Below are 25,300 nucleotides of genomic sequence, written 5' to 3'. Positions count from 1 at the left end.
TCCCGGCACTGCGGGCCGCTCGCGGCGGTGGCGTCGCCGGCTGGCAGGGTGACCCCGTGACCGAGGAGATCGTGCGCACGGACCGGCTGGTCCTGACCCGGCCCGCACCGGCCGACCTGGACGACGTCTTCGCCCTGTACTCCGACCCGGCGGTGTGGGAGCACTTCCCCAGCCGGCGCCACACCGACCCGACCACGACGCGGCTGCTGCTCCACGCGATCGAGGAGAGCTGGCGGCTCGTGGGCCTGGGCAGCTGGGTGGCGCGCGACACCGGCGGCACCCTCGTCGGGACGGGCGGGTGCGACCTGCGCCTGGGGTTGGCGTGGAACCTCGGGTACCGGCTGGCCCGCGCGTCGTGGGGGCAGGGGTTCGCCCAGGAGGTGGCCCGCGCCGCGCTGGCTGCGGCGCAGCGGGTCCGGTCCGACATCCCCGTCACCGCCTACCTGCTGGAGCACAACACCCGCTCCAGGTCCGCGACCGAGCGCGCCGGGCTGGACCTCGTGTGGCGGGGACCGGACGCGGGCAACCCCGACCCCGCCGCCGTCCGCCTGCTCTACGCCGACCGCCCGCTCAGCCCCGTCGTCGTGCGCGAACTCACCGCGACCTGAGACGGGCCGACCGCGGCCGGGCCCGCACGTGCATCCGTTCGCCCTGGGGCCCGAACAGCACGAGGCACTCCGTGGGGGTGGTCCCGGGGTTGCTCACCCGGTGCGGCAGGCGGGTGTCGAACTCGGCCGCCTCCCCGGCCGCGACGACGACGTCGTCCTCGGCCAGCCGCAACCGCAACCGCCCGGCCATGACGTAGATCCACTCGTACCCCTCGTGGACCTTCTGCTCGTCCGACTCCTCCCCCGCCCCCGGGTCCAGGACCTGCTTGTAGGCCCGCAACCCGCCCGGGGCGGCCGACAGGGGCAGGAACGTCACCCCGCGGTACGTCGAGCGCCGCGCCGGGCGCCGGTCGGGGCGGGGCGGGCGGACCAGTTCGTCCAGGCCGATCTCGAAGTGCTCGGCCAGCGGCAGCAGGAGTTCCAGGGTGACCTTGCGGCCCCCCGACTCCAGCCGGGACAGGGTGCTGACGGAGATGCCCGTCGCGGCGCTGACGTCGGCCAGCGTCCGGCCCGCGTCCACGCGCAGCCGGCGCAACCGCGGCCCCACCGCCGCCACGGCCTCGTGCACGCTCCCGGCCTCCCCCACGTCTGCGAGTGTCCCCGAGCGTCCGGCCGGGACCGGCACGGGGTTGCCGGACCGGCAACCGGACCGGCGGGCCCGTCCCGACACGCTCGGGCGCGGGGCAGGCGCGGGAACGGTCCGGGGGTGATCGGGCGGCGTGGAGGTCTTGCGCAGGGTTGCTCCTTGCGTGTTAGCTTCCCCACGGCTGCAGCTCACCGCAGCTCCTCGATCGTTCTGAACGCCCGCGGAGTGTGTTGCGGGCGTCGCGCGGGCCGGGAGACCGGCCCGTCGTGGCGTTCCACTCAGCCCGAGTCCCGCACGAGCGTGGGACTTGACCGACTGGAAACGTGTTGGAGAAAGCATGGCTCAGGGCACCGTCAAGTGGTTCAACGCCGAGAAGGGCTACGGGTTCATCGAACAGGACGGCGGCGGCCCCGACGTCTTCGTCCACTACTCCGCCATCGGTGGCAGCGGCTACCGCTCGCTGGAGGAGAACCAGCGCGTGGAGTTCGAGGTGACCCAGGGCCAGAAGGGCCCGCAGGCCGAGTCGGTCGTCGCGCTCTGACCTGCTGACGGCAGTGTTCACGCAGGGCCCTCACCCCGGCCGGGGTGGGGGCCCTGCGTCGTCGGCGGGCTGAACCGGGACGCGCTCAGCCCCGCGCGCCGGGGCGGACGCCCAGGAACCGCCCGATCCCCCGCGTCACGACGACCACGGCGATCGTCTCGGCGGCCAGCAGGCCCACGAGCACGAGCAGCTGCACCCGGGCCGCCTCCAGCGGGCTCGCCCCGCCCAGCAGCAGCCCCACGAACGCCCCCGGCAACGTCACCAGCCCCACCGTCCGGGTCTGGTCCAGCGCCGGGGCCAGGGCACGGCCCGCCGCGGTCCGGCCCAGCGGGGCGACCGCCTCGCCCGTGCGGGCCCCGACCGCCAGCCACCCCTCGACCTCGTGCCAGCCCGCCGCCACGTCGTCGAGCATCCGGCGCCCGGCCAGCGTCGTGGCCGTCATCGCCCCGCCGACGAGCTGCGCGGTGAACGGGACGACCTGCAGCACGTGCGTCGGCAGGGCACCGACCGCGAGCACGACCCCGGCCGCGGCGCCCGCCCCGGTGCCGATGGCCACGACCGTCACCGGCCACACCCGCCGCAGCGCCACCCCGTCGGTGCGCAGCCGGCGCGCCGACGTCCAGCTCGCCACCCCCAGCGCCAGCGCCAGGTAGAGCGGGGCCAGGGCCGGGGTCCGCAGCACCGCCCCGAGGACCAGACCCACCGCCAGGACCTGCACCACGGCCCGGGCCACGGCCGTGACGACGTCCCGGCCGTGGCGCAGGCCCCCGAACGCCCCGACCCCCACGGCGAGCCCGGCGAGCAGGACCACCGCACCGGCCACGGGCAGCACCGGGGCGCCCACGGTCAGGCCCGTCCCCGCCCCTGCGCGCTCACGACGAGCTCACCCGCGCCAGCACCTCCGGGCCGCGCCGGTCCAGGACGGCCCCGCCGTGGACGATCCCCGCCCACGTCGCCACGACCGCCGTCACCAGCCCCACCGGCAGGGCGATCCAGCCCGCCCAGGCCGGGCCGACGAGCGCGACGACGGCGGGCACCAGCGTCGGCAGCGCGATCACCGTCGTCGCGGCGGAGGTCCCGAACTGCACGCCGACGGTGGCGGCGGCGGCCCCCTTGGGGGTCTGGAACGGGTTGGCCCCCGGCGCCGGGGCGGGGTAGGGCACGAGGGCGCTGGCCACCGACGACACCCCCAGCGAGGCGCCGAACAGCGCCAGGCTGGCCCCCAGGACGGCGGGCACCAGCTCCGCGCGCCCGGCCAGCAGGCAGCCCCCGACGGCGGCCAGGAGCAGCAGCGGGAGCTGCCACAGGCCGGCGGCGAGCACCCGGCCCGCGCGGTCGTCGCGGCCGCGCACCCCGGTGGCGACGTGCAGGGCGAACGCGGAGTGGTCGAAGGCCACGTCGTTGTGCAGGGACCAGCCCATGACGAAGGCGATGGCCGGGCCCGCCGCCACCGGCCAGGACCCGATCTGCCCGCCCTGCGACAGCGGCAGCACGACGAGCAGCAGCGGGATGACGACGAGGGAGGCCGCGCTGACGAGGTAGCGCGGGTCCCGCCGCCAGTACCGCGTGCACCGCACGGCCACGGCCGTCACGGGCGCCCACGCCGGGGAGTCCGGCAGCCGGTCCAGCAGCCGGTGGCGCCGGTCGTCGGCGGGGGCCGAGGCGGCCGCGTGCGTGGCCGGGCCCGTCCCGGCGGGTCCGAGCGCGAGCGCCCACGCCGCCAGGACGAGACCCAGGACGAGCAGGGCCAGGACGAACCGCAGCACCGCCGGGCCCCACCGCCCGCCGGCGGCGTCGGCGGCGGCCGCGACCGCGAGCCCCGGCGGGGTCCAGCCCGCCACCCCCGCCACGGCCCGGCCGAGGTCGGCCAGCGCGTTCAGCCCGGACCCGGCGCGGCCGAGGGCGACGTTGGCGAGGGGCCCGAACGAGACGAGCACGAGCCCGCCGACGATCGCGACGGCGTCGCGGGTGCGGCGCCGGTGCAGCAGGGCGGCCGCGGCGGTCGTCGTCGCGCGCGAGGCGGCCACGGCGGTGAGCACGGTGACCGCGAGCGCCGGCACCGCGAAGACCGTCGCGGCCGGGGTCCGCGACAGGGCCACGACGGTGGCCGCGGCCAGCAGCACGGTGACGACGCCGGGCAGGCCGAGCAGCCCGGCCAGCAGCAGCCCGGGGACGAGCCGGCGGCGGGCGACGCCGAGGGTGGCGAACCGCGCCGGGTCGAGCGTCTCGTCGACGCCGAAGGCGACGAGCGGGACGAGCGCCCAACCGAGGACGAGCAGCGTCCCCCCGCCGACGACGACGGGCCCGGCGACGTCGGCCGCGCTGAACCGCAGGGCTAGCAGGCCCGCGCCGACGAGCGCGGTGACGCCCAGGGCCCAGAGGGCGCCGAGGACGAAGGCCACCACCTGCCAGGGGCTGCGGCGGAACCCGTTGCGCAGCAGGGTGAACTTGAGGCGGACGAACGTCCCCACGCCCGGCTGCCCCGTCGCGGCGGCGCTCACCGCAACCAGTCCAGGCCGGTGACGTCGCGGGTCCCGCCGACGAGGTCGACGAACCGCTGTTCGAGGGTCCCCTGCCCGCGGACGGTGGCGAGGTCACCGGCGGCGAGGACCCGGCCGCCGGCGATGACGGCGACGTGGGTGCACAGCCGTTCGACGAGGTCCATGACGTGGCTGGACAGCACGACGGTCCCGCCGCCGCCGACGTAGCCGGTGAGGATGGCGCGGATGGTGGCCCCGCTCACGGGGTCGACGGCCTCGAAGGGTTCGTCCAGGACGAGGACGCGGGGGGCGTGGACGAGGGCGCAGGCCAGCGCGACCTTCTTCGTCATGCCCGCGGAGTAGTCGACGACGAGGGTGTGCGCGGCGTCGGTGAGGCCGAGGGCGTCGAGCAGTTCGCGGGAGCGTTCCTCCACGACGGCGCGCGGCATCCCGCGCAGCAGGCCGGAGTAGCGCACGAGTTCCAGGCCGGAGAGGCGGTCGAACAGCCGCACCCCGTCGGGCAGGACGCCCAGGGCGCGCTTGGCGGCGACGGGGTCGGCCCAGACGTCGGCGCCGGCGACGGCCGCGTGACCGGCGTCGGGGCGCAGCAGCCCGGTCGCCATCGACAGCGTCGTCGTCTTGCCCGCGCCGTTGGGGCCGACGACGCCGTAGAACGACCCGGCCGGGACGTCGAGGTCGAGGTGGTCGACGGCGACCTTCTCCCCGAACCGCTTGACCAGGCCGCGCAGGGCCAGGGCGGGACCGGCGGGCTGTTGGGGGGTCACCGGGCACCCCCGCGCGCCAGCCGGTGCCGCAGGCCGGCGCGGACCGCGGGCCACTCGGCGGCCACGATCGAGAAGACCACGGTGTCGCGCAGCGACCCGTCGGGCAGCACCTGGTGGCTGCGCAGCACCCCGTCCTGGTGGGCGCCGAGGCGGGCGATCGCGGCGCGGGAGGCGTGGTTGTGCCAGTGCGTGCGGAACTCCACCGCGATGCAGCGCAGGTCCTCGAAGGCGCGCGTGAGCAGCAGCAGCTTGGTCTCGGCGTTGATCCCGGTCCGCTGCGCGCTGGGGGCGTAGAACGTCGAGCCGATCTCCACCCGCGGGACGTCGGCCTGGACGTTCATGAACGTGGTGGTGCCGCAGACCGCACCGGTGTCGAGGCGGCGCACGGCCCACGGCGCCATCGTCCCCTCGCGCTGCAGGCGCACCCGCCGCTCGATCTCGGCGTCGACCTGCTCCGGGGCGGGGATGCGGGTGTACCAGGTGCGGTGCAGGTCGTCCTCGGCGACCACGGCCCGCAGGCCGTGGGCGTGCGCGGCCGACAGGGGTTCCAGGGCGACACGGTCACCGGTCAGGGGCACGGGGTCCGCGATCTCGCTCACCCCGCGACCCTACCGACGCACCACCCCGGGCAACTACCGCTCACCCGGGGGACCTCACTTGAGGAACTTGCGCAACTTCTTGCGGTTCGCCGCGTCCCAGGCTTCCTCGACGTCGTGGAACGCGACGGCGGAGCGGACCTCCTCGAGGGCGTGCAGGCGGCCCAGGACGAAGGCACCGGAACCGAACTCGTCGACGAGACCGGCGAGGAACTCCCGCGCCAGGACGGTGTCGGCGTGGTCGTCGAGCAGGTCGAGCAGTTCCTTGAGGACGTCGACGTACTCCTCGGCGGGTTCGCCGACCTTGGGGGCCACGACCCCGGCCGCGTCGCGCGCGGCGGCCACGGCCTCGCGCAGCCGGTGCAGGGCACCGGCGTCGTCGGCGGTGACGTGGTCGACGTCGTGGTCGATCTCGAGGTCGGTGTCGAGGTCGACGTCGCGGTAGGCCTCGCGGGCGGCGCGGTGGGCGTCCGCGACCAGGGGCAGCAGCACCTTGCGGGCCTCGCGGCGGGCGGCCTTGAGGGTCGGGGGGTCGGCGACGAAGGCCTCCAGCGCGGCGACGAGGTCGCGGTAGCGCTGGGAGTCCAGGGCCTGCAGGACGGCCGTGTGCGCGGCGGCGGCGCGGTCGGTGAGGACGGCGCGGACGCGGTCGGCGACGACGGCCGGGTCCCCGGTGCCGGACCCGGCGGTGTGCCCGGCGGCCTCCTCGTCGAGGTCCTCCAGCAGCTTCTCGGCCAGGACGTCGAGGTCGCGGACCGGGGTGGTGACCTCGACGATCCAGGCGAGCTCGTCCTGCAGGGGCGCGGTGGCGCCCTCGGTGAACAGCGGGGCGGTGGTGGTCAGGACGTTGCGCAGGCGGCGGGCGGCCACGCGCAGCGACCGCACGGCGTCGGGGGCGTCGATGCGGGCCAGCGGGTCCTGCGACAGCAGCCAGCCGACGTCCTGGGCCAGGCGGGCCAGGACGACCGCCCCGGCGCTGTCGTCGACGGAGACGGCGTCCAGGCCGTCCTCGTCGTCGGGGCCGTCCAGGACGGTGCGCAGCTGGGCGGTGCGGTCGGACTCCTCGGCGCCGAGGGCCTCCCAGGCGTCGGTGACGGCGTCGAGCAGGTCGCGGCGGCCGTCGACGACCTCGACCTGCCACTCCGCCCACGTCTGCGGGGAGGAGTCCTCCGGGGCCAGGGCCCGCGCCTGCACCTGCCGGGTCGTCAGGCGCGCGACGACGTCACCCTCGGCGTCGAGCAGGTCGCGCTGGCGGGCGGTGGTGGACAGTTCCAGGACGGGGCCGAGGGTGCGCCCGCGGGCGGCGGCCCACGTGAGGCGCTGCAGCGCAGCCGGTGCCGTCCGGACAGCGCGCCCCAGGGCCTGCCGGACCTCGTGCGTGCGGGGGCCGCGGCCGGGCAGTTCCAGGATCCAGCCGCGGGGGGCGGGGCTGGTGCGCGCGGCCGTCTGGCGACGCACCGAGGCCCCGGCCGCGGCCAGGGCCAGGTCGCTGGTGTCGTAGTGCGTCTCCTCGCTGGTCACCTCGACCTCGGCCCGGACGTCGGCGACGCCGGGCAGTTCCCCGCCACCGGGCGCCGGATCGGCCGACGGCGCGAGGTAGGTGCGGGTGAGGGCCAGGCGGGGCGACGGCATGGGCACACACCTACCACGGGGTGGTGAACGGGCCACCATCCGCGCAGGTCAGCGCCCCACCGGCCGGACGTGACGCAGCTCGCGTTGAGGGGTGCGGCCCACGCGCGTACATTGACGATTCATGCACGAACGATCTCCCGGTCCGGCGCCCCGGCACGACGCCGGCACCCCGGTGCGGCTGCGCCGGCCGACGTCGAAGAACAAGGTCGTGGACCTGTTCCTCGACGCGGTGTTCAGCTTCACCGGCCCGGCCCAGGTCTCCCACGAGGAGGGCCCGCAGCGGGGACCGCGCACCGAGGCCGAGGCCCGGGCCGGGTACGCGCAGTGGGAACGCGTGACCCGGGGCGGGCACACCTACCTCGTCGAACGCAGGGACCCCCGGAGCTGAGCCGCCTGCCGGGCGATGGCCACCCCGTCGTCCGACCCCGGCAGCAGCCGCACCTCCAGCACGTCCGGCCCGGACCGGACCCCCAGCACGCGGGTCACGTCGACGTCGCAGTACTTCGTCACCGCCGTGCGCGCCGCCGCGGCGCGCAGGGGTTCCCAGCCCGCCCACTCGGCGCCGACCAGGTCCACCAGGTCGGGGGGCAACGCTCCCAGCCGGCGGCAGTGCGGGTTCGTGCCGAACCGCCGGTGCAGGTCCTCGCGCCCGGCGAAGAGCTCCACGAGGCGCCGGAACACCGCCACGTCCCGGAACGGCCCGGCATCGAGGTTCACGTGGACGGCCGCCTCCAGCGGCACCGAGAAACCCAGGTCCCGGGCCGGCCCGAGCAGTTCTTCGAGACGTTCCCCGTGGTCCTCGGTGAACGGCGGCGTCACGAGTTCGCAGGGGCGCTCGCGCTCCCCCGGCAGGGGCGCGGCGAGGGCGATCGTGGCCCCGGCGACGTCGTCGAGGCGGTGCACGCCACCGACCTCGACGACCGGTGCCCCGAACACCTCCGCGACCGGCGCGAGCACCGACCCGATCCCCTCCTCCGGGTCGGCGTACCGCTGCACGAGCCGCAGCAACCGGGGGTCGTCGCTCAGCACGCGGAACCACCCCGGCCGCGGTGGCGCGGTCGCGTCCAGGTCGGCCACGATCGTCGTGTCGTCCACGAGCGAGCAACGCAGCCGTCCGGCGCCGTCGAGGACGTCGAACGCGGGGGTCAGGTGCCAGAACGTGCGCACACCCGGCGCCGCGGAGGACTCGGTGTCGACGTGGAACCGCCACAGGACCCGCCCCGCGCAGCGGCGGGCGAGCTCGACGGCGAGGTCGAGCCGGCTCGCCCCCCGCGGGGCGAGCAGCTCGACCTCGAACCCTGTGCGGGGCAGAACGTTCAGGGGACCACCGGCAGGGTTTCCCCGGCCAGGAGCAGCCGCCCGGCGGTGACCTTGGCCTCGTACGGTTCCACGTTCCACACCGCCGCCAGCGCGAGCGCGTCGTCGTAGTCGTGGTCCGCGGCGAAGAACGCGTCCACGGCCGCGACCGACCCGTCACCCTCCACGAGGGACGGGTCCGCGACCGGGCTGAACCCCGGGGCGACGGGCAGCGCCTCCCCCGCCGCCAGCCGCCGTCCCGCCTCGGCCTTGGCCTCCCACGAGTCCAGGTTCCAGCGGCCGCCGAGGACGACGGCGTCGTCGTAGGTGTACCCGGCCGCGAAGTACGTCTGCCGGGCCGCGTCGTCGGACGCGGTGTCGGACGCAGCGTCGGGCGAGAGGGGTTCGGCGACGGGTTCGGCGGCGGGTTCGGCGACGGGTTCGGCGACGGGTTCGGCGACGGGTTCGGCGACGGGTTCGGCGACGCCTGCCGCGGCGGGTTCCGCCGCGACCGGGGCGGGACGGTCCGTCCCGGGGTCGCGGACCTGGGCGTAGGCGCTGCCGCCGGCCAGCGCCAGGCCGCCGGCCACGACGGTGGCGGTGACGGCGCGGGCGGCGCGGCGCTGGGCGGGGGTGCGGTGCGGTGTGCGGCTCATGCCCGTCCAGACGCCGCCGGACCGTCCCGGGTTGCCCGGCGCGCTCACGGAGCGGCCGGGATCTCGCCGCCCGACAGCAGCAGCCGGCCGCCCTTGACCTTGGCCTCCCAGGTGTCGACGTTCCACACCCCGGCGAGCCGTTCGGCGTCGCTGTACCGGTACTGCTCGTAGAACCGGTCGACGGCCGCCATCTCCTCGGCCGGCTTCCCCGCCTGCGGGTCCGCGGGCGGAACCGGGGTCCGCGGCGCCGTGGAGGGCGTGGTCGACGGGGTGGCCGGGGACGGGGCCGCCGGTGTCGTGGCCTGCGGGGCCGGACCGGACGTCCCCGCCCACACCGCGCCGCCCGCGGCGGCGACGACGGCCGGGACGGCCACCAGGGCGCGGCGCCGGCTCAGGCGTCGCCGCCCACCGGCGCGCGCCGCGGCGGCGAGGCCGGCCGGCGCCCGCACCTCGCGCACCGCCTGGTCCAGCTCGCGGCTCAGCCGTTCCTCCCAGGCGCTCAACCGGTCGTCCACCGTGCACCCACCTCCTCCCCGACGAGGGTCCGCAGGGTCCGCAACCCCTTGGACGCCTGGCTCTTGACCGTTCCCCGCGACACGTCGAGCTGGTCGGCGATCTGCTCCTCGGACCAGTCCTCGAAGTAGCGCAGCACGATGACCGCGCGCTGGCGCGGCGGCAGCGCGCGCAGCGCCTCGAGGACCCGGGACCGCTCGGCGCGCTCGGCGGCCCCGTCGGCCACGGCCTCGCCGTGCCAGTCCTCCAGCGCCACCTCCCGCGGGCGCCGGCCCCGCTGTCGCCAGCGGTCGGTGACCCGCCGGGCCAGGGCCGTGCGCGCGTAGGCGTGCGGGTCCTCGATGCGCCGCCACCGGACGTACACGCGTTCGAGCACGTCCTGCAGGAGGTCCTCCGCGAGCGCCCGGTCGCCCGTGAGCAGCAGCGCCAGCCGCAGCAGGCGGTCGCTGCCGGCGGTCACGAACTCCTCGAACTCCTCCCCCACGCCGGGGAGGACGACGGGGACCGGCTCCCGGTTGCCTCGCCGGCGCACGGATCTGGCCGTCCTCAGAGCAGGACGGCCAGACCGAGCCCGAAGGCCGCCGCCGTCACCGTCGCCGCCAGGTTCCCCAGCAGGTTCCCCGCGGCCAGGCGCACCGACCCGCCGCGCGCGAGGCGGACCGTGTCCGTCACGGCCGTGCTGAACGTGGTGAACCCGCCGCAGAACCCCGTCCCCAGGACCAGCGCCCACCGCGGGTCGGCCCCGGTCAGCACCAGCCCGGTGAGGAACCCCAGGAGCAGCGAGCCCAGCACGTTGACGAGGAGGATGCCCCAGGGGAACTGCGACGGCCGGCGCGCGCGGACCTCGCCGTCCAGGACGTAGCGGGCCGCGGCGCCGGCTCCCCCGGCCAGGGTCAGCAGGACGATCACCGCGCGGCCCGCCCCCCGAGGGCGGCCCCGGCCAGGACCGCGAGCAGCCCCGCCGCGAGCGAGACGAGCGCGTACCCGGCGGCCGTCCCGACCGCGCCGGTGCTGGCGAGCCGGTCCACCTCCACCGCGAAGCTCGACCAGGTCGTCAGGCCGCCGCAGAACCCCGTGCCCACCCCGAGCCGCCACCGGGTGCCCGCCGCCGTCTCCGGGCCGCGGCGGGTCAGCCGTTCCAGGAGCAGCCCCAGCACGAACGACCCGACGACGTTGACGGTCAGGGTGGCCGCGGGCAGCGCACCCGTCGCGGGCGCCAGGTCCGAGACGGCCCAGCGGGCGAGGGTGCCCGCCGCGCCGCCGGCCGCGACCAGCAGGACCAGGCGCGGGTCGCGGTGCGGGGCCGTCACGCGCGCCACCCTGCCACAGGCCCGCGCGCGGTCCGCGGGCCCGTGGCGGGCGGGGGTCAGGAGGGCCGGTCGGCCAGCGGCCAGCCCCCCGCGGCCAGGTGGGAGGAGACGCGGGCGACGTCGGCCTCGGACGGCTCGTCGAGGGTCGCGGCGGTGACGAGGCGTTCGACGTCGGCGACGGTCGTCACCTCCCCCTGCCGGGCGAGGCCGGCGATCTCGGCCGCGATCTCGCGGACCTCGGTGTCGGTGAGCTCGCGGCGCAGCAGGCCCAGCAGCACGACGTAGTCCTGCTGCGGGACCCCGCCGGGGTAGCCGGCGCGCAGCCAGTCCAGGACGCGGCCGGCCAGGGTGGTGGAGGTCATCGAGGGGTTCCCCTCACTGGTCGACGACGGTCGGGTAGACGTGCTCGAAGCTCAGCGCCTTGCCGAACCCACCGGCGACGATGAACGTGATGCCGAGCGCCACGGCCGCCACGACGACGGCGAAGCACACGGCGGCGAGGACCGTGCCCGCCGGGTGGCCGGGTGCGTGGTCGGTCTCGGCGTCACCACCGGCCCCGAAGGCCATCGCGCGCACGCCGGCCGAGAACAGGACGGGCAGACCGGCCCCGAGGACGAGGGCGGCCAGCAGGATCTTCCAGAGGGCGTCCCCGACGAGGACGAGGGTCTGCGTCACGTGCGTTCCTCCCGGTCAGACGGTGGCCGGGGTGCGTTCGGCACCCGCGGTCGCGTCCCACTCGTCGTTGACGTTGTCCGCGTGGACGGGGCTCTCGTGCGAGTGGCGCACGACGGCCACCGCGAAGGCCAGCAGCAGCAGGCTGATGACGAGCGCCCCGGCGACACCACCCCCGAGCGCGTGCCCGATCCACCAGGTGAGGGCGCCGACGAGACCGGCGGCCGGGATGGTGATGACCCAGGCCACGACCATGCGCCCGGCGACCCGCCAGCGGACGGTGGCGCCGGGTTTGCCGACGCCGGCCCCGAGGACCGAACCGGTCGTCACGTGGGTCGTCGAGAGCGCGAACCCCAGGTGGCTGGAGATGAGGATGACGGCCCCCGACGACGTCTCGGCGGACATGCCCTGGGGCGGGGTGATCTCGATGAGACCCTTGCCCAGGGTGCGGATGATGCGCCAGCCGCCGAGGTAGGTCCCGGAGGCGATGGCGAGGGCGCACGCGGCCTTGACCCAGAAGGGGACGGACCCGGTGTCGCTCCAGTGCCCGGAGGCGATGAGCCCGAGGGTGATGACCCCCATGGTCTTCTGCGCGTCGTTCGTGCCGTGGGCCAGGGAGACGAGGGACGCCGAGCCGATCTGGCCCCAGCGGAACCCCTGGTCGGTGAAGCGCTGCGAGACGCCGGAGACGACGCGGTGGACGAGCCAGGTGCCCACGGTCGCCACCACGCAGGCCAGCACCGGCGACGCGACCGCCGGGATGACGACCTTGCCCACGACACCGTCGATCGTCGTGCCGTCGCCGTTCCAGTTCACGCCCGCCCAGCCGAGCCCGGCGACGGTGGCCCCGATCAGGCCGCCGAACAGGGCGTGCGACGAACTGGACGGCAGACCCAGCAGCCACGTCAGCAGGTTCCAGGCGATGGCGCCGACGAGGCCGGCCAGCACGATGAGGAGCAGGGCGGACCCACCGCCCTGCAAGAGTTCGGGTTTCGGTGACCCGTCGGAGTCCTGGATCTTCACGACGGCGTTCGTGACGGTGAGGGCGACCTCGACGGACAGGAAGGCCCCGACGAGGTTGAGGATCCCGGAGAGAGCGACAGCCGTCGTGGGCTTGAGCGCTCCGGTGGCGATGGACGTGGCCATCGCGTTGGCGGTGTCGTGGAAGCCGTTGGTGACGTCGAAGGACAGAGCGACCACCACGACCAGCACGAGGATGACGGTTGCGGTCTCCACGAGGGAGAGGCTGCACCCGTTGCGGTTGCCCCGGGAACCCGAAAAGGGCCTGCGCGGGAGAGTTCACCGTGAGTTCACCCGACTCGGGGAACTCCCGGTGAACGCCGGCTGCACGCAGGTTCAGGGGGCCGTGGTCTCCGGACGCCGGTCGGCCTCCAGGATCGTGCGGGCGTGCACGACGAGCAGCGGGTCGGGGCGCCCGACGACCTCGGCGTCCTTGCCGGTGTAGTCGAACCGCGCCAGGACGTGCCGCATCGCCGCCAGCCGGGCGCGCTTCTTGTCGTTCGTCCTGACGACGGTCCACGGCGCGACGTCGGTGTCCGTGCGCGTGAACATCACCTCCTTGGCCGCGGTGTACTCGTCCCAGCGGTCCAGGCTCGCCAGGTCCATCGGGGACAGCTTCCACTGCCGCACCGGGTCGATCTGGCGGATGAGGAACCGGGTGCGCTGCTCGGCGCGGGTCACCGAGAACCAGAACTTCACGAGGTGGATCCCGTCGTCGACGAGCATCCGCTCGAACAGCGGGACCTGCGCGGTGAACCGGTCGTACTCCTGCGGGGTGGCGAACCCCATGACGCGCTCGACGCCGGCGCGGTTGTACCAGGACCGGTCGAACAGGACGAACTCCCCGGCGGCGGGCAGGTGCTGCACGTAGCGCTGGAAGTACCACTGCGTCGACTCGCGCTCACTGGGTTTCTCCAGGGCGACGACGCGGGCCCCGCGGGGGTTCAGGTGCTCCATGAACCGCTTGATGGTGCCGCCCTTGCCGGCCGCGTCCCGGCCCTCGCACAGGACGACGAGCCGTTCGCCGGAGTCCTTCAGCCAGCGCTGGAGCTTGAGCAGCTCGATCTGCAGCAGCCGCTTGTCGTGCTCGTACTCGGCGCGACCGAGCCGGGCGTCGTAGGGGTAGTCCTCGCGCCAGGTGTCGACGGCCCGGCCGTCGGCCAGCAGGAGTTCGGGTTCGTCCTCGTCGTCCCGGACGGACATTCCCGGGTCAGGGGTGAGCTGCACGGCTGGCAGGGAACTGCGGTCGGGGTGTCGCAACTCGTCGTCCGGGTGTCCCCGGGGTGAACACCGGAGGAACAGGCGTCGTGGGAGTTCTGCCCGGACCCCTCGACGCCCCTCGTTCCGCACACCGGGTAACGTCGCGACGACGCCGTGTGCTGCTCGTCCGAACAGGTGGTTGACCGTGTCCCCAGGTGAACTCCCGACGTCGGGACTGGACCCGAGCGACGGAGGTGCCGAACGCGGCGACGTGACCATCATCGACGCCGTGGCCCTCAGCTCGCTGCCCGCGCAGTCCGCGGCCTCGCTGTGGGAACTGTCCGTCCCGGCGTGGGTGGTGCCCGCGTCCACCACGTGCGGGGAGCTCGACGCGCGTTTCCGGGCCGGGCGGCCGGAGGAGGACTCCAGCGTCGTGGTGCTGGACTCCCGGGGCCGCCGGGTCGGTTCGGTCCAGCGCGGGCGCTTCGAGCAGGCGATGAGCGGCCCCTTCGGTTTCGGGCGGGCCCTGCTCGCGCGCCGGTCGGTGACGGCGGTCGCCGACGTCGACGGTGCCGCGCTGCCGGCGACCGCCTCGCTCGGGGACGCCCTGGCCGCCGTGTTCGAGCGACCGGAGCAGCGCCGCTACGACGACCTGGTCCTGCGCGACGACCGGCAGTGGCGGCGCCTGCCGGTGACGTCGGTGCTGGAGGCGGCGGCCTCGCGGATGGCCTGGCACGCCAGCCGCGACGGGCTCACCGGCCTGGCCAACCGCAGCGCGTTCTTCAGCCACCTGCAGCACCTGGTCCTGACGGCCCGCTCGGAGCCGGGCGCCCGCGTCGGGGTCGTCTTCATCGACCTCGACCGCCTCAAGGCCGTCAACGACACCCACGGCCACGACGCCGGTGACGCGCTCATCCGGTCGGTGGCACGGCGGTTGCGGGCGGCCTCGCGGCCCGAGGACCTCGTGGCCCGCCTGGGCGGGGACGAGTTCGCCGTGGCCTGCCGGCTGCCGGAGACGTCCCCGGGGGCGGCCGCGCTGGCGCTGGAAGCCGTCGCCCGTCGCCACCTCGAGGCGGTGCGCCTGACCGACGGGGACCTCGCCGCGGGTGCGCGCAGCAGCGCGAGCATCGGCGCCTCCCTGTCCGGTCCCCTGGACGAGGACGTGCAGGTCGACGCCATCGTGCGCGAGGCCGACGCCGCGATGTACGCCGCGAAGCAGGCCGGCGGGGACCGGGTCGCGCCGGTGCAGCGCGTCGACCCGCAGGCCGCCCCCGACGGGGGTCTGGCGCGCGCGCTGGCGGCGGGGGAGGTGGTGCTGCACTTCCAGCCGATCGTGAGCGCCGCCGACGGCCGGCTGCTCAGCGCCGAGGCGCTCGTGCGCTGGCAGCACCCCCGGGCCGGGCTGCTCGGGGCCGACCGAGTGCTGCGGGCGGCCCGGGAGGAGGGGCTGTCGGTCGAGCTGGACCTGCACGTCCTCGGCCTGGCCCTGGCCGAGCAGGCGCGCTGGCGGGGTCGCCCCGGCGCCCCCGGTTCGATCAACGTGAACGTCTCGACGGCCGCCCTGGAGTCGCCGACCTTCGACGAGGACCTCCTCGGGCTGCTGCACCGGCACGCCACCTCCCCCGACCGTCTCCGGCTGGAACTGCCGGAGACGGCCTCCCTCGGCACCGTCCAGGCCGCCGCGCCGCGCCTGCACCGGCTCGCGCGGGCCGGGATCGCCCTGGTCGTCGACGACATGGGCGCGGGCGCGTCCAGCCTGCGCCACCTGTCCGCGTTCCCCGTGCAGGGCTTGAAGATCGACCGCTCGTTCGTCGGCGGGATGCTCACGCGCGACGGCGACCGCGCCGTCGTGGAACTGCTGACGAACCTCGGCGCCGGTCTCGGCGTGCGCGTCACCGCCGAAGGGGTGGAGACGGCCGAGCAGGCCCGGGAGCTGCGCCGGCTGGGCGTGGACGGGCTGCAGGGCTTCCACATCGCCCGCCCCGCCCCGGCGCACGTCGTCTTCGGTGCGCCCACCGCGGTGCCCACGGACCGGGAGTCGTCCCCTAGGTTGTCCTGACATGGAACCCACCACACCCGATGAGGACGGCATCAACTTCCGGACGCGGAAGTGGGTCCGCCCGGAAGACCTCAACGCCAACGGCACCCTCTTCGGCGGCAGCCTGCTGCGCTGGATCGACGAGGAGGCCGCGATCTACGCGATCCTGCAGCTCGGCAACGGCAAGGTCGTGACGAAGTACATCTCCGAGATCAACTTCGTCTCCTCCGCTCAGCAGGGCGACCTCGTCGAGATGGGGCTGCGCGCCACCCGCTTCGGCCGGACGTCGCTGACCATGCGCGCCGAGGTGCGGAACATGATCACGCGGCAGAGCATCCTGACGATCGAGAAGATCGTGTTCGTGAACCTCGACGCGGACGGGCAGCCGCTCGCGCACGGGTACTCGACGATCACGTACGACCGGGACCGGATCCCCAGCTCCATGACGACGGCCTGACCTCGCCGACGCGCGGCGCGAGCGGGGCGTGGGACCGGGCGTGGGGACGGTGCGGGCGTCGTGATCGCGACCGGCGAGCCGGTCCCACGAGTGCACCCACGTCGGACCGGGTGTGGGGGCGGGCACGGGTGTGGGAACACCCGTGGGTGTCCCCTCGACGTCGTCAGGGCGACGTGATCGGGACACCCACAGCTCACTCCACGTGGTGACACCGATGGGTGTCCCCGGGCGTTGTCCCCGGGCGTTCCCGAGGTCACCCCGCCGGAGCCGCGCCGACGACGGCCACCCCACGGCTCCGCAGCCCGAGGCGGTCGGCCTCGAGGTGGGCGAGGAGTCGGTCGCGGGTCCCGCGGGCGTGCTCGCGGACGAGGGCGACGGCCCGGTCGGCGTCGCCCGCCCGGACGGCGGCGAGGATCGCGACGTGCTCGGCGCGGGCCTGCTCCCGGGACGCCCCCGACCGCACCTCCAGCCAGCGGGTCCGGGCCAGGCGGGTGAGCGCCCCCTCCACGGCGTCGGCGAGGAAGTCGTTGCGGGACAGCCGGGCCAGGGCGACGTGGAACTGGGCGCCGTCGCGCAGACCGGTGTCGGCGTCGTCGGCGGCGGACTCCGCGAGCACCTGGACGGCGTCGAGGCCGGCCGGGGTGGCGCGCTCGACGGCGAGGGCGACGGCGCCGCACTCGACGACCTCCCGGTGCTCGACCACGGCCCGGACCTCGTCGAGGTCCAGCGGCGCGACGCGCCAGCCGCGGCCGTCCCGGACGGTCAGCCCCTCGTGCGCCAGCCGCACCAGCGCGGCGCGCACGGGCGTCCGGGAGGCGCCGGCCAGGGACTCCAGCCCCCGTTCGCTGAGGGCCTGACCGGGCAGCAGCTCCATCGTCAGCACGGCCCGGCGCAGCACCTCGTACGCCTCACCCACGGCAGCCTCCCCGTCGACGAAAGTGGTATACCAAGTTGGCATGCCAACCTACACCGACGACGCCGTCCCGCGAGCCGCGTGGCGGATGCTCGGTCTCGGCGTCGCCGCGCAGGCCGCCGGGACCTTCCTCGTGAGCACGCCGGTGTACCTCGTCCCGCTCCTGCACGAGCGCGACGGACTGTCGCTGTCGCGGGCCGGGACGCTGGCCGCCGCCCCCACGTTTGGGATGGTCCTGACGCTCGTCGCCTGGGGTGCGCTGGCCGACCGGTTCGGTGAGCGCTGGGTCATCGCCGGCGGCCTGGCCCTCACGGCGGTGACCGCCCTGGTCGCCGCGCCCGTCGACGACCTCGTGCTGCTGGGCGTGCTGCTCGCCCTGGGGGGTGCCGCCTCGGCGAGCACCAACGCCGCGAGCGGACGGGTCGTGGTGGGCTGGTTCCCGGCCCGGCGGCGCGGACTCGCGATGGGCGTCCGGCAGGTCTCCCAGCCGCTCGGGGTGGCCGTCGCCGCCGTCGTCGTCCCCCCGCTCGCCGCCCGCCACGGCACCGGCGCGCCGCTCCTTCTGGCCGGTGCCGGCCTGCTGGTGCTGGCCGTCGCCTGCGCGGTCGGAGTCCGGAACCCGCCCCGGGCCGCCCGCACCGGGACGACTGCGACCCCGAACCCCTACCGGCGCGACGGGTTCCTCTGGCGCGTCCACGCCGTCTCCCTGCTGCTGGTCGTCCCGCAGTTCACGCTGTCGACGTTCGGGCTCGTCTGGCTGACCGTCGGCCTGGGCTGGGACCCGACGGTGGCCGGGGTCCTCGTGGGGGCCGCGCAGTTCGTCGGGGCCGTCGGCCGCATCGCCGTCGGGGCGCTCAGCGACCGCGTCGGCAGCCGGGTCCGCGTCCTGCGCTGGGTAGCGGTGGCCGGGGTGCTGGCCCTGCTCGTGCTGGCGCTCAGCGGAGCCGGCCACGTCCCGCTGCTCACGGGTGTCGTGCTCGTCCTCGCGACGACGATCTCCGTCGCGGACAACGGTCTCGCCTTCACGTCCGTCGCCGAGGCAGCCGGCTCGCGCTGGGCCGGCCGGGCCCTGGGGGTGCAGAACACGGGGCAGTTCCTCGCCGCGTCCGCGGTCGGCCCCGGGATCGGCGCACTCGTCCCGCTCGTCGGCTTCGGTGGCGCGGTCGCCCTCGTCGCCCTGGCCCCGCTGGCGGCGCTGCCCCTGGTCCCCCGCCGGGACGCCCACGCCTGAGCACCCGGGGGCGTCGGGGAGGATGGGCACCGTGGACCTCCTCGGTGACGCCGTCCTGCACGGCGGGGACCGCGCGACGCTGCGGCTGGCGCGCGAGTACCCGCACTCCGTGGCGACGCTGTGGACGGCGCTGACCGACCCGGCGCTCACGCGCCTGTGGTGGGCCGAACTGCGCGCCGACCTGCGACCGGGCGGGGACTTCTCCCTGGAGTGGCTCTCCGGCCCGCCGGAGGACCTGGAGTGGTGGCCCGGGCGGATCACGGCGTTCGACCCGCCCCGGCTGCTGGAGCACACGAACTCCGAGCACGGGCTGCTGCGCTGGGAGCTGGAACCCCTCGACGCCGGGGCGCTGCGCGCCCGCACCCGGCTGCGGCTGACGAACGACCTGGACGGCGAGGACGAGTGGGTCCCGATGTCGCTCGCGGCCTGGCACCTGCACCTGGACCAGCTCGCGGTCGCCCTCGAGGGGGGTTCGGTCGACTGGAGCGCGTGGGGGACGGCGACGAACCTGCGGTTGCGGGAACTGCGGGCGGCCTACGCCGCGCACCTGCCCGGCCTCGGCGGCTGACCCGGCGCCCCGGGGTCAGTGGACCAGCTTCAACCCCACGACGCAGCCCACCAGCCCGAGGATGAGCAGGACCCTCGCCACCGACACCGCCTCGGCGCCGGTCGCCATGGCGTAGCCGACGGTCAGGGCCGCGCCGATGCCCACCCACACCGCGTAGGCGGTCCCCGTCGGGACGGTGCGCATCGCCCAGGACAGACCGACCATGCTGAGGACGACGGCGACGGCGAACACGGCGGTGGGCCAGGGGCGGGTGAAACCCTCCGACCGGCCCAGGGCGGTGGCCCACACCGCTTCCAGGACACCGGACAGCACGAGCACGAGCCACGCCACGGGAAGACCCTCCCCCACCGTCTTGTCGCAGTCCGGGTACGGCGGGCTCGTCCGGGCACCGGTCACCGGCGCTGGCCCCAGGTTCCCCCGGGGTGGGGCCCGGGTCAAACCGGCGCGACGGGGGTGGGCGGCTCAGCGCACCGAACGCGCCAGCTGCACGAGGGAGTCGGGGGCGTCGTCACGGGGCAGGAACAGTTCCACGAAGTGCGCGTGCCCCCCGCCGGAGTCGCGGTCGGCGCGGACCTTGGCCAGGACCTCGACGAGGTCGGCGGGGGTGCGGGCCTGGAACACCGGGGTCCCCGGCGCGCCCAGGGCGGCGGGCAACCGGGTCCAGTCCCACTCGACGACGTCCTGGTAAGGCGCCTCGGGGCTGCGGATGGCGCGTTCGACGGTGTAGCCGGAGTTGTTGACGAGCAGCACGGTGGGGGTGAGCCCCGACGTCAGCAGCCGGCCGAGTTCCTGGATCGTGAGCTGGGCCGACCCGTCACCGATCACCAGGACGGTCTCGCGCTCGGGGGCGGCCAGCATCGCCCCCAGCGTGGCGGGCAGCGTGTAGCCGATGGAACTCCACACCGGCTGCCCCAGCAGGTCGCACCCGTCGGGCAGCGTCAGTTCCAGCGCCCCGTAGAACGAGGTCCCGGCCTCGGCGACGACGAGGGTGCCCGGGGTCAGCCAGCCCTGCAGCAGCGGCCACAGGTCGGCGTGGGTGAGCGGGCCGTCGGGGTCGGCGGGGACGTGCTCGGGCGCCGGGGCGACGGCGCGGCGCGGCAGCGGGGCCGGGCGCGGGGACCGCGCCTCCAGCACCTCCTCCAGGATGCGCAGCGACTCCTCCAGGAACAGCCCGTAGAACGCGGCCCCGGCGATGCGGGCGTGGTCCAGGTGCAGGTCGACGGCCGCGTCGGGGTCGAACCCGTGGGTGAAGGAACCGGTGAGGAAGTCGGTCATGACGACACCGGCGAGGACCAGCGGCCGGGCCTCGTCGACGCGCCGGCGGGTCTCGGGGTCGCGGGTGAAGGTGCCGGCGTAGACACCGAGGTTGGCCGGGTGGGACTCGTCGAGCATCGCCTTGGACGCCGACTGCGTCGCGATGCGGACCCCGTTCTGGGCGGCCAGGGCCCGCACCCGGTCCTCCAGGTGGCGGCGGTGCAACCGCGGCCCGGCCAGGACGGTCACCTCCTGCGCCCCGTCGAGGAACTCCGCCAGCGCCTCGCGGAACTCCTCGGCGACGGCGGGGTCGCTGCGCAGGACGCGCAGCGGCCGGGCCAGCGGGGCCGCCGGGACCTGCGCCACGGCGACGTCGGCCGGGACGCCGAGGTAGACCGGCTGGGAGGAGCCGACCGCGGTGAGCAGGGCCCGGTCGACGGCGGTGCCGGCGTTCTGGGTGCGGACGACGACGGCCGAGGCGCTGACCTCGGCGGCGACGCGGACGAAGTGGCCGAAGTCGCCGTCGGCCAGGGAGTGGTGCAGCAGCGCCCCCTCGGCCATCGCGCGGGTGGCCGGCAGGCCCACGACGTGCACGACGGGGACGTCCTCGGCGCGGCTGCCGGCCGTGGCGTTGACCGCGGACAGCTCCCCCACGCCGAACGTCGTCACGAAGGCGGCGGGCCCGCGTCGCAACCGAGCGTGACCATCGGCGGTGTACCCGGCGTTGAGCTCGTTGCTCGACCCGACCCACCGCAGACCCGATCCGCCGAGCATCTCGTCGAGCAGCCCGAGGTTGAAGTCCCCGGGCAGGCCGAACAGGTGGCGCAGCCCGAGCTGTTCCAGCCGGCGGGCGAGGTACGTGCCGACGGTGACGGTGGCGGTCATGCCCCCGATGACACGCCAGTCGGTCGGAACGCACAAGAGACGCGCGCCGCGTTGGTCGATCCGACCAGTCCGGTCGGAGATGGGGCACCTAGGCTGGTCGACGTGACCACTCTCGACGACACGGACCGGCGCATCCTCCTCGCGCTGGACCGCGATCCGCGCGCGACCGTGGCCCAGCTCGCGCTGACCCTGCACCTGGCCCGGGGCACCGTCCACAGCCGGCTGGAACGACTGGCGGCCGAACGCGTGCTGCGGGCCAACTCGACCCGCCTGGACCCCGGGCGGGTGGGCCTGCCGATGCGGGCGCTGGTCACAGCGGGTGTCGAGCAGAGCGAGTTCACCGGGCTCGTGGAGGACATCGCCGGCATCCCCGAGGTCGTGGAGTGCCTCGGCATCTCCGGCGACTCCGACCTGATGATCCAGATCGCGGCCCGCGACGCCGACCACGTCTACGACATCACCCAGCGCATCATGCGCTGCCGCGGCATCCGCCGGACCTCGACGTCCATCGTGCTGCGCGAACTCCTCGGCTACCGGATGGACCACCTGCTCGACTGACGCCCCGTGCGACCCGCCGTGCGACCCGCTGGGCGCCCGCGGGGCCGCGTTGCTCGGGGCACCGACCGTGCACCCGGCGTTCGCGGTGAGTTCGGCCGCCGTTCCCCGGGCCCTGTCAGCTTGTGGCTGCCCCCGGAGCCGGCGCTCAGCGCCGGGAACCACTGACGAGAGGTCACTCGTGCCCGACACGCAGAACACCCCGAACGAGGACGGCGCCCAGGAACGGCGCGGGTTCTTCACCCGCCGCGGCCTGCTCGGCACCGGCGGTCTGGCGACCGCCGTCGTCTTCGGCAAGGGCCTGGTGGACGCCTCCTCCGCGTCCGCCGCGCCGGCCTACGTCCCCGCGCAGCTCCACGCCAAGGACGCCCACTTCGGCACCACCGTGCGCCGCATCGTCCGCGCCTCCACCACCTCCGGCAGCGCCGTGCGCGTCCTGCCCATCGACAACGCCAAGTTCCAGGTCGGCGCCACCTTCGACCTGCGCGTCGAGGCCACCGGCGTCGACCCGGAGACGACGAAGATCGTCGTGAAGGTCAGCGACGGCAACGGCCCCGCGCCGCTGCTCAGCCCCGCCCCCGTCCGCACCAGCTCGGCGGCGGACTCGGTCGAGGTCACCTTCAAGAACCTCGTCTACCCGGCCGCGGGCACCTACCGCATCGCCGCCGCCGTCACCTCCTCGGCGGGGTCGGCCTCCCAGGAGGTCGTGCACGAGGTCGTCCTGTCCGAGGCGAAGGGCAAGAAGGCCAAGAACGTCATCTTCCTGCTCGGCGACGGCATGGGCCAGGCCGCCATCACCGGCGCCCGGATCCTGTCCAAGGGCATCGTGGAGGGCAAGTACAAGGCCCTGCTCGAGATGGACACGATGGACCACCGGGGCAACGTCACGACCTCCGGCATGGACTCCATCGCCACCGACTCGGCGAACTCCATGTCCGCGTACATGACCGGCCACAAGTCCGCCGTGAACGCGATGGGCGTCTACCCCGGCAACTCCGAGGACCCCACCGCCAGCCCCCACGTCGAGACGATGGCCGAGGTCCTCAAGCGGGCCCGTGGCATGTCCGTCGGCATCGTCACCACCGCCGAGGTCCAGGACGCCACCCCCGCCGCCGTGTTCGCGCACACGCGCCGCCGGTCGGAGTACGTCGACATCATGGACCAGGCCCTCGAACCCGGTCAGATGCCCGACGTCTTCATGGGCGGTGGCCGCGCCACCTTCCTGCCGCAGTCGGAGAAGGGCTCGCGGCGCAAGGACGACCGGAACCTCATCGAGGAGTTCAAGGACAAGGGCTTCGCCTACGCCGGGAGCCGCACCGAGCTCGCCGCCGTCATGGCCTCCGGCACCCCGGACAAGCTGCTGGGCACCTTCACCCTGGGCAACCTCAACGTCTACATCGACCGCGAGATCACCCCGAACCCCGAGGTCCTGGGCGCCTTCCCGGACCAGCCCGGTCTGGTCGACATGACGAAGGCCGCGCTGAAGGTCCTGGAGAAGAACGACAACGGGTTCTTCCTCATGGTGGAAGCCGCCTCCATCGACAAGTCCGAGCACCCCCTCGACGGCCCGCGCGCGGTCTACGACACGATCGAGCTGGACCAGGCGCTCGCCGCCGCGAAGGAGTGGGCGAAGGACCGCGACGACACCCTCATCGTCATCACGGCCGACCACAACCACGCCATGAGCATCGCGGGCACCCACACCCTGTCCAAGGAGGGTTCGCCCGCCCGCCAGCAGAACGGCGTGTACGCCGACGCCGGGTTCCCCACCTACGTCGACTCCAACGGCGACGGGTTCCCGGACGACCCGAACCCGGACGTGCAGCTGTTCTTCGGCTGGTCCAACCACCCCGACCACCCGGACGACTTCGCGCACAACGCCGTCCTGGCCCAGCCGGCGCTGGAGGACCCGGTGACCGAGCGGGCGTTCCCGAACCCCGCGCGCGACCCGGGCTCGGTCGTCCAGATCGGCAACCTGCCGCTGGACCAGACGAACTGCGTGCACACGGTCGAGGACGTCTACATCGGCGCCTCCGGCCCGGGGTCGCAGGAGTTCGGGAAGCTGCTGGACAACACCGAGGTGTTCCACGCCATCTGCGCCGCGATGGGCCTGCAGATCCCGACGTACTCGCTCAAGAGCAGCGCCGGCAAGCTCGCCGAGACCGAGGTGGCCGCGACGGCCGCCCCGGCGTCGGCTGCGGCCGCGACGACGGGCGCGCTCGTCAGCTGACCGTGCCGCCCCGACGGTGGGCACGCCGGATCCCCGGTCTCGATCCCGAGGCCGGGGATCCGGCGTTCCCGGGCCGCGTCGCCCGGCTAGGGTCGGCCGGGTGACCCCGGTGCTCATCAGGTCCACGACCGAGGACGACTGGCGCGAGGTGCGGGCCCTGCGCCTGGAGATGCTGGCCGACACCCCCCACGCGTACGTCGAGACGCTGCAGACCGCCCTCGGCCACGACGAGGCCGAGTGGCGGGTGCGGGGCCGACGGGGCCAGGCCGGGACGAGCACGGCCCAGGTGGCGATCAACGGGGACGGGCGCTGGGTCGGCACCATGGGTGGGTACGACCCCGGGACCGGCCCGGTGCTGGTCGGCGTGTACGTCACCCCCACCCTGCGCGGTCGCCGCGCCGGGGTCGCCGACGCCCTGCTCGACGCGGTCGAGACGTGGGCCGCCGGTCGCGGCCCGACGTTGCGCCTGCTCGTGCACGAGGACAACACCCGGGCCCAGGCCTTCTACCGCCGCCGCGGGTACGCCCTGACCGGACGGTCCGAGCCGTACGTGCTGGACGCCGGGCAGCGCGAGCTGGAGATGGCGCGCTCCCTGGACCGGTAGCCCCGGCGGGGCTCCCCGGTCCCCGGGGGTCAGGCCGGCACGGACCCCAGGGCGGTGGCGACCCTGCCGCGCAGCACCTGGAACGGCCGTTCCCCCGGCCCCTGCCGGTCGCGCAGCACCGCGACCCGGCGCACGTCGACGAGGGACTCCCCGGCGGTGAACTGGTCCCGGGTCAGGTCGATCTGCACACCCCCGGTGGTCACGTTCCAGTAGTGCACCCCCTCCACCCGCCCCTCGTGCTCGACGCCGGCGACCACCAGGTCACCGCCCAGCAGCTCGTGCAGGACGAGGGCGGTCGGTCCGCACTGCCCGCGGGAGGGCCGCCCCTCGCCCCGCGCCAGGTACTCGGCGGAGGCGAAGCAGGTGTCGGGTCCCCACGAGGCCCGCACGGCGGTCTCGATCGCGGTCAGGGTCCAGACGGGCACGGGCGGGGTGGGCGGGGTGGTCACGGTCGGCATCGTGCCGCACGGGGACGACGCGGACGACGGGCAGGACGGAGGCGCCGGTGCGTCACGGACGTGTGACTCAGGACACGTCCGGACGGGTGTAACGATCCCGCCCGGGGCAGCGATGTCGCGGGTGAGTCCGGGGGGCGTGTCCCGGTCGGGGGGCCTGGCGGCGCGACGGACTCGGGGGGAACGCAGGACGCACGACCGGAGTCCGGTGGTCG

At 75.1% G+C, this 25,300-nt stretch carries 30 protein-coding genes and 1 riboswitch; of the genes, 10 read left to right on the top strand and 20 right to left on the bottom strand.

What is annotated here, in order from left to right; genetic code table 11:
* The first annotated feature begins 56 nt into the window (after positions 1–56).
* Entirely contained in the window at positions 57–608 is a 552-nt protein-coding gene (locus AB2L27_RS01265) for a GNAT family N-acetyltransferase (RefSeq protein WP_370439636.1), read from the top strand.
* Here the strand turns inward: AB2L27_RS01265 and AB2L27_RS01260 are convergent.
* Positions 595–1,194, bottom strand: coding sequence for a helix-turn-helix domain-containing protein (locus AB2L27_RS01260; protein WP_370439635.1), 600 nt, complete (start codon positions 1,192–1,194; stop codon positions 595–597). The genes AB2L27_RS01265 and AB2L27_RS01260 overlap by 14 nt on opposite strands.
* A 337-nt stretch (positions 1,195–1,531) precedes the next feature.
* On the opposite strand from AB2L27_RS01260, the gene AB2L27_RS01255 reads away from it, so the two are divergent.
* A complete protein-coding gene (locus AB2L27_RS01255) occupies positions 1,532–1,735 on the top strand; it encodes a cold-shock protein (RefSeq protein ID WP_370439634.1) in 204 nt (67 codons plus the stop codon).
* 85 nt (positions 1,736–1,820) lie between these two features.
* Here the strand turns inward: AB2L27_RS01255 and AB2L27_RS01250 are convergent, their stop codons facing one another.
* The 5 genes from AB2L27_RS01250 to AB2L27_RS01230 are packed head-to-tail and all read right to left on the bottom strand — an operon-like array spanning position 1,821 to position 7,228.
* Complete coding sequence (locus AB2L27_RS01250; protein ID WP_370439633.1) at positions 1,821–2,579, bottom strand: ABC transporter permease; 759 nt, start codon at positions 2,577–2,579, stop codon at positions 1,821–1,823.
* 28 nt (positions 2,580–2,607) lie between these two features.
* Positions 2,608–4,236 (bottom strand): hypothetical protein, encoded by a 1,629-nt coding sequence (locus tag AB2L27_RS01245; protein ID WP_370439632.1) that lies wholly within the window; start codon positions 4,234–4,236, stop codon positions 2,608–2,610.
* Positions 4,233–5,000, bottom strand: a complete 768-nt coding sequence (locus AB2L27_RS01240) for an ABC transporter ATP-binding protein (protein WP_370439631.1) — start codon at positions 4,998–5,000, stop codon at positions 4,233–4,235. Before AB2L27_RS01240 ends, AB2L27_RS01245 begins: the two co-directional genes overlap by 4 nt.
* Complete coding sequence (locus AB2L27_RS01235) at positions 4,997–5,599, bottom strand: GNAT family N-acetyltransferase (RefSeq protein WP_370439630.1); 603 nt, start codon at positions 5,597–5,599, stop codon at positions 4,997–4,999. Before AB2L27_RS01235 ends, AB2L27_RS01240 begins: the two co-directional genes overlap by 4 nt.
* Before the next feature lie 54 nt (positions 5,600–5,653).
* On the bottom strand, positions 5,654–7,228 hold the full coding sequence (locus AB2L27_RS01230) for a CYTH and CHAD domain-containing protein (RefSeq protein ID WP_370439629.1): 1,575 nt from the start codon (positions 7,226–7,228) through the stop codon (positions 5,654–5,656).
* 121 nt (positions 7,229–7,349) lie between these two features.
* Here AB2L27_RS01230 and AB2L27_RS01225 point away from each other — a divergent pair, with 121 nt between their 5' ends.
* Entirely contained in the window at positions 7,350–7,616 is a 267-nt protein-coding gene (locus AB2L27_RS01225; protein WP_370439628.1) for a hypothetical protein, read from the top strand.
* On the opposite strand, the gene AB2L27_RS01220 is transcribed toward AB2L27_RS01225, so the two are convergent.
* From AB2L27_RS01220 to ppk2, 10 genes are all read right to left on the bottom strand, one after another.
* On the bottom strand, positions 7,583–8,626 hold the full coding sequence (locus AB2L27_RS01220) for an amidoligase family protein (RefSeq protein WP_370439627.1): 1,044 nt from the start codon (positions 8,624–8,626) through the stop codon (positions 7,583–7,585). The two genes, AB2L27_RS01225 and AB2L27_RS01220, sit on opposite strands and share 34 nt — an antisense overlap.
* A complete protein-coding gene (locus AB2L27_RS01215; RefSeq protein ID WP_370439626.1) occupies positions 8,545–9,180 on the bottom strand; it encodes a hypothetical protein in 636 nt (211 codons plus the stop codon). Before AB2L27_RS01215 ends, AB2L27_RS01220 begins: the two co-directional genes overlap by 82 nt.
* A gap of 44 nt (positions 9,181–9,224) precedes the next feature.
* Complete coding sequence (locus AB2L27_RS01210) at positions 9,225–9,695, bottom strand: hypothetical protein (RefSeq protein WP_370439625.1); 471 nt, start codon at positions 9,693–9,695, stop codon at positions 9,225–9,227.
* The gene (locus AB2L27_RS01205; RefSeq protein WP_370439624.1) at positions 9,680–10,225 is read right to left on the bottom strand and encodes a SigE family RNA polymerase sigma factor; all 546 of its coding nucleotides are present in this window, start codon (positions 10,223–10,225) and stop codon (positions 9,680–9,682) included. Before AB2L27_RS01205 ends, AB2L27_RS01210 begins: the two co-directional genes overlap by 16 nt.
* A 14-nt stretch (positions 10,226–10,239) precedes the next feature.
* Complete coding sequence (locus AB2L27_RS01200) at positions 10,240–10,602, bottom strand: fluoride efflux transporter FluC (protein ID WP_370439623.1); 363 nt, start codon at positions 10,600–10,602, stop codon at positions 10,240–10,242.
* Positions 10,599–11,003 carry a fluoride efflux transporter CrcB gene (gene crcB / locus AB2L27_RS01195; RefSeq protein WP_370439622.1) on the bottom strand — a complete coding sequence of 135 codons (405 nt, stop codon included), beginning with the start codon at positions 11,001–11,003 and terminating at the stop codon, positions 10,599–10,601. Before crcB ends, AB2L27_RS01200 begins: the two co-directional genes overlap by 4 nt.
* A gap of 56 nt (positions 11,004–11,059) precedes the next feature.
* The gene (locus tag AB2L27_RS01190) at positions 11,060–11,365 is read right to left on the bottom strand and encodes a DUF3349 domain-containing protein (protein ID WP_370439621.1); all 306 of its coding nucleotides are present in this window, start codon (positions 11,363–11,365) and stop codon (positions 11,060–11,062) included.
* Between the two features lie 13 nt (positions 11,366–11,378).
* Positions 11,379–11,678, bottom strand: coding sequence for a hypothetical protein (locus AB2L27_RS01185; protein WP_370439620.1), 300 nt, complete (start codon positions 11,676–11,678; stop codon positions 11,379–11,381).
* Between the two features lie 15 nt (positions 11,679–11,693).
* Positions 11,694–12,911, bottom strand: coding sequence for an inorganic phosphate transporter (locus AB2L27_RS01180; RefSeq protein ID WP_370439619.1), 1,218 nt, complete (start codon positions 12,909–12,911; stop codon positions 11,694–11,696).
* Positions 12,912–13,031: 120 nt separating this feature from the next.
* Positions 13,032–13,898: a polyphosphate kinase 2 gene (ppk2, locus tag AB2L27_RS01175; protein ID WP_370439737.1), complete on the bottom strand. Its 867-nt coding sequence runs from the start codon at positions 13,896–13,898 to the stop codon at positions 13,032–13,034.
* Between the two features lie 268 nt (positions 13,899–14,166).
* Here ppk2 and AB2L27_RS01170 point away from each other — a divergent pair, with 268 nt between their 5' ends.
* Both AB2L27_RS01170 and AB2L27_RS01165 read left to right on the top strand, forming a co-directional pair.
* The gene (locus AB2L27_RS01170) at positions 14,167–15,954 is read left to right on the top strand and encodes a putative bifunctional diguanylate cyclase/phosphodiesterase (RefSeq protein ID WP_370439618.1); all 1,788 of its coding nucleotides are present in this window, start codon (positions 14,167–14,169) and stop codon (positions 15,952–15,954) included.
* A gap of 1 nt (position 15,955) precedes the next feature.
* Positions 15,956–16,390 carry an acyl-CoA thioesterase gene (locus AB2L27_RS01165; RefSeq protein WP_370439617.1) on the top strand — a complete coding sequence of 145 codons (435 nt, stop codon included), beginning with the start codon at positions 15,956–15,958 and terminating at the stop codon, positions 16,388–16,390.
* A 253-nt stretch (positions 16,391–16,643) separates the two neighbouring features.
* Here AB2L27_RS01165 and AB2L27_RS01160 read toward each other — a convergent pair whose 3' ends face one another.
* Positions 16,644–17,306, bottom strand: coding sequence for a GntR family transcriptional regulator (locus tag AB2L27_RS01160; protein WP_370439616.1), 663 nt, complete (start codon positions 17,304–17,306; stop codon positions 16,644–16,646).
* Positions 17,307–17,346: 40 nt separating this feature from the next.
* On the opposite strand from AB2L27_RS01160, the gene AB2L27_RS01155 reads away from it, so the two are divergent.
* Together AB2L27_RS01155 and AB2L27_RS01150 are read left to right on the top strand one after the other, a co-directional pair.
* The gene (locus AB2L27_RS01155; protein WP_370439615.1) at positions 17,347–18,534 is read left to right on the top strand and encodes an MFS transporter; all 1,188 of its coding nucleotides are present in this window, start codon (positions 17,347–17,349) and stop codon (positions 18,532–18,534) included.
* Between the two features lie 31 nt (positions 18,535–18,565).
* On the top strand, positions 18,566–19,102 hold the full coding sequence (locus AB2L27_RS01150; protein ID WP_370439614.1) for an SRPBCC family protein: 537 nt from the start codon (positions 18,566–18,568) through the stop codon (positions 19,100–19,102).
* Between the two features lie 15 nt (positions 19,103–19,117).
* Here AB2L27_RS01150 and AB2L27_RS01145 read toward each other — a convergent pair whose 3' ends face one another.
* Positions 19,118–19,432 carry a DMT family transporter gene (locus tag AB2L27_RS01145; protein WP_370439613.1) on the bottom strand — a complete coding sequence of 105 codons (315 nt, stop codon included), beginning with the start codon at positions 19,430–19,432 and terminating at the stop codon, positions 19,118–19,120.
* 11 nt (positions 19,433–19,443) lie between these two features.
* Positions 19,444–19,507, bottom strand: a riboswitch (guanidine-III (ykkC-III) riboswitch).
* Positions 19,508–19,564: 57 nt separating this feature from the next.
* The gene (locus AB2L27_RS01140; protein WP_370439612.1) at positions 19,565–21,241 is read right to left on the bottom strand and encodes an alpha-keto acid decarboxylase family protein; all 1,677 of its coding nucleotides are present in this window, start codon (positions 21,239–21,241) and stop codon (positions 19,565–19,567) included.
* Between the two features lie 102 nt (positions 21,242–21,343).
* Between AB2L27_RS01140 and AB2L27_RS01135 the strand changes: the two genes are divergently transcribed.
* From AB2L27_RS01135 to AB2L27_RS01125, 3 genes are all read left to right on the top strand, one after another.
* Complete coding sequence (locus AB2L27_RS01135; protein ID WP_370439611.1) at positions 21,344–21,799, top strand: Lrp/AsnC family transcriptional regulator; 456 nt, start codon at positions 21,344–21,346, stop codon at positions 21,797–21,799.
* Positions 21,800–21,977: 178 nt separating this feature from the next.
* Complete coding sequence (locus AB2L27_RS01130) at positions 21,978–24,026, top strand: alkaline phosphatase (protein ID WP_370439610.1); 2,049 nt, start codon at positions 21,978–21,980, stop codon at positions 24,024–24,026.
* Positions 24,027–24,126: 100 nt separating this feature from the next.
* A complete protein-coding gene (locus AB2L27_RS01125; RefSeq protein ID WP_370439609.1) occupies positions 24,127–24,630 on the top strand; it encodes a GNAT family N-acetyltransferase in 504 nt (167 codons plus the stop codon).
* 29 nt (positions 24,631–24,659) lie between these two features.
* Here AB2L27_RS01125 and AB2L27_RS01120 read toward each other — a convergent pair whose 3' ends face one another.
* Positions 24,660–25,079: a YunG family protein gene (locus AB2L27_RS01120; protein ID WP_370439608.1), complete on the bottom strand. Its 420-nt coding sequence runs from the start codon at positions 25,077–25,079 to the stop codon at positions 24,660–24,662.
* Positions 25,080–25,300 lie beyond the last annotated feature (221 nt).

The sequence above is a fragment of the Kineococcus halophytocola genome (assembly GCF_041276425.1).
Classification (GTDB): Bacteria; Actinomycetota; Actinomycetes; order Actinomycetales; family Kineococcaceae; genus Kineococcus; species Kineococcus halophytocola.
This window is presented reverse-complemented; position numbering and strand designations above follow the sequence as displayed.

Bases quoted from the DNA above. Each gene is read 5' to 3' on its own strand.
- AB2L27_RS01255 (WP_370439634.1), top strand. From the start codon at position 1,532: ATGGCTCAGGGCACCGTCAAGTGGTTCAACGCCGAGAAGGGCTACGGG.
- AB2L27_RS01230 (WP_370439629.1), bottom strand. From the start codon at position 7,228: ATGCCGTCGCCCCGCCTGGCCCTCACCCGCACCTACCTCGCGCCGTCG.
- AB2L27_RS01225 (WP_370439628.1), top strand. From the start codon at position 7,350: ATGCACGAACGATCTCCCGGTCCGGCGCCCCGGCACGACGCCGGCACC.
- AB2L27_RS01215 (WP_370439626.1), bottom strand. From the start codon at position 9,180: ATGAGCCGCACACCGCACCGCACCCCCGCCCAGCGCCGCGCCGCCCGC.
- AB2L27_RS01190 (WP_370439621.1), bottom strand. From the start codon at position 11,365: ATGACCTCCACCACCCTGGCCGGCCGCGTCCTGGACTGGCTGCGCGCC.
- ppk2 (WP_370439737.1), bottom strand. From the start codon at position 13,898: ATGTCCGTCCGGGACGACGAGGACGAACCCGAACTCCTGCTGGCCGAC.
- AB2L27_RS01165 (WP_370439617.1), top strand. From the start codon at position 15,956: ATGGAACCCACCACACCCGATGAGGACGGCATCAACTTCCGGACGCGG.
- AB2L27_RS01155 (WP_370439615.1), top strand. From the start codon at position 17,347: ATGCCAACCTACACCGACGACGCCGTCCCGCGAGCCGCGTGGCGGATG.
- AB2L27_RS01140 (WP_370439612.1), bottom strand. From the start codon at position 21,241: ATGACCGCCACCGTCACCGTCGGCACGTACCTCGCCCGCCGGCTGGAA.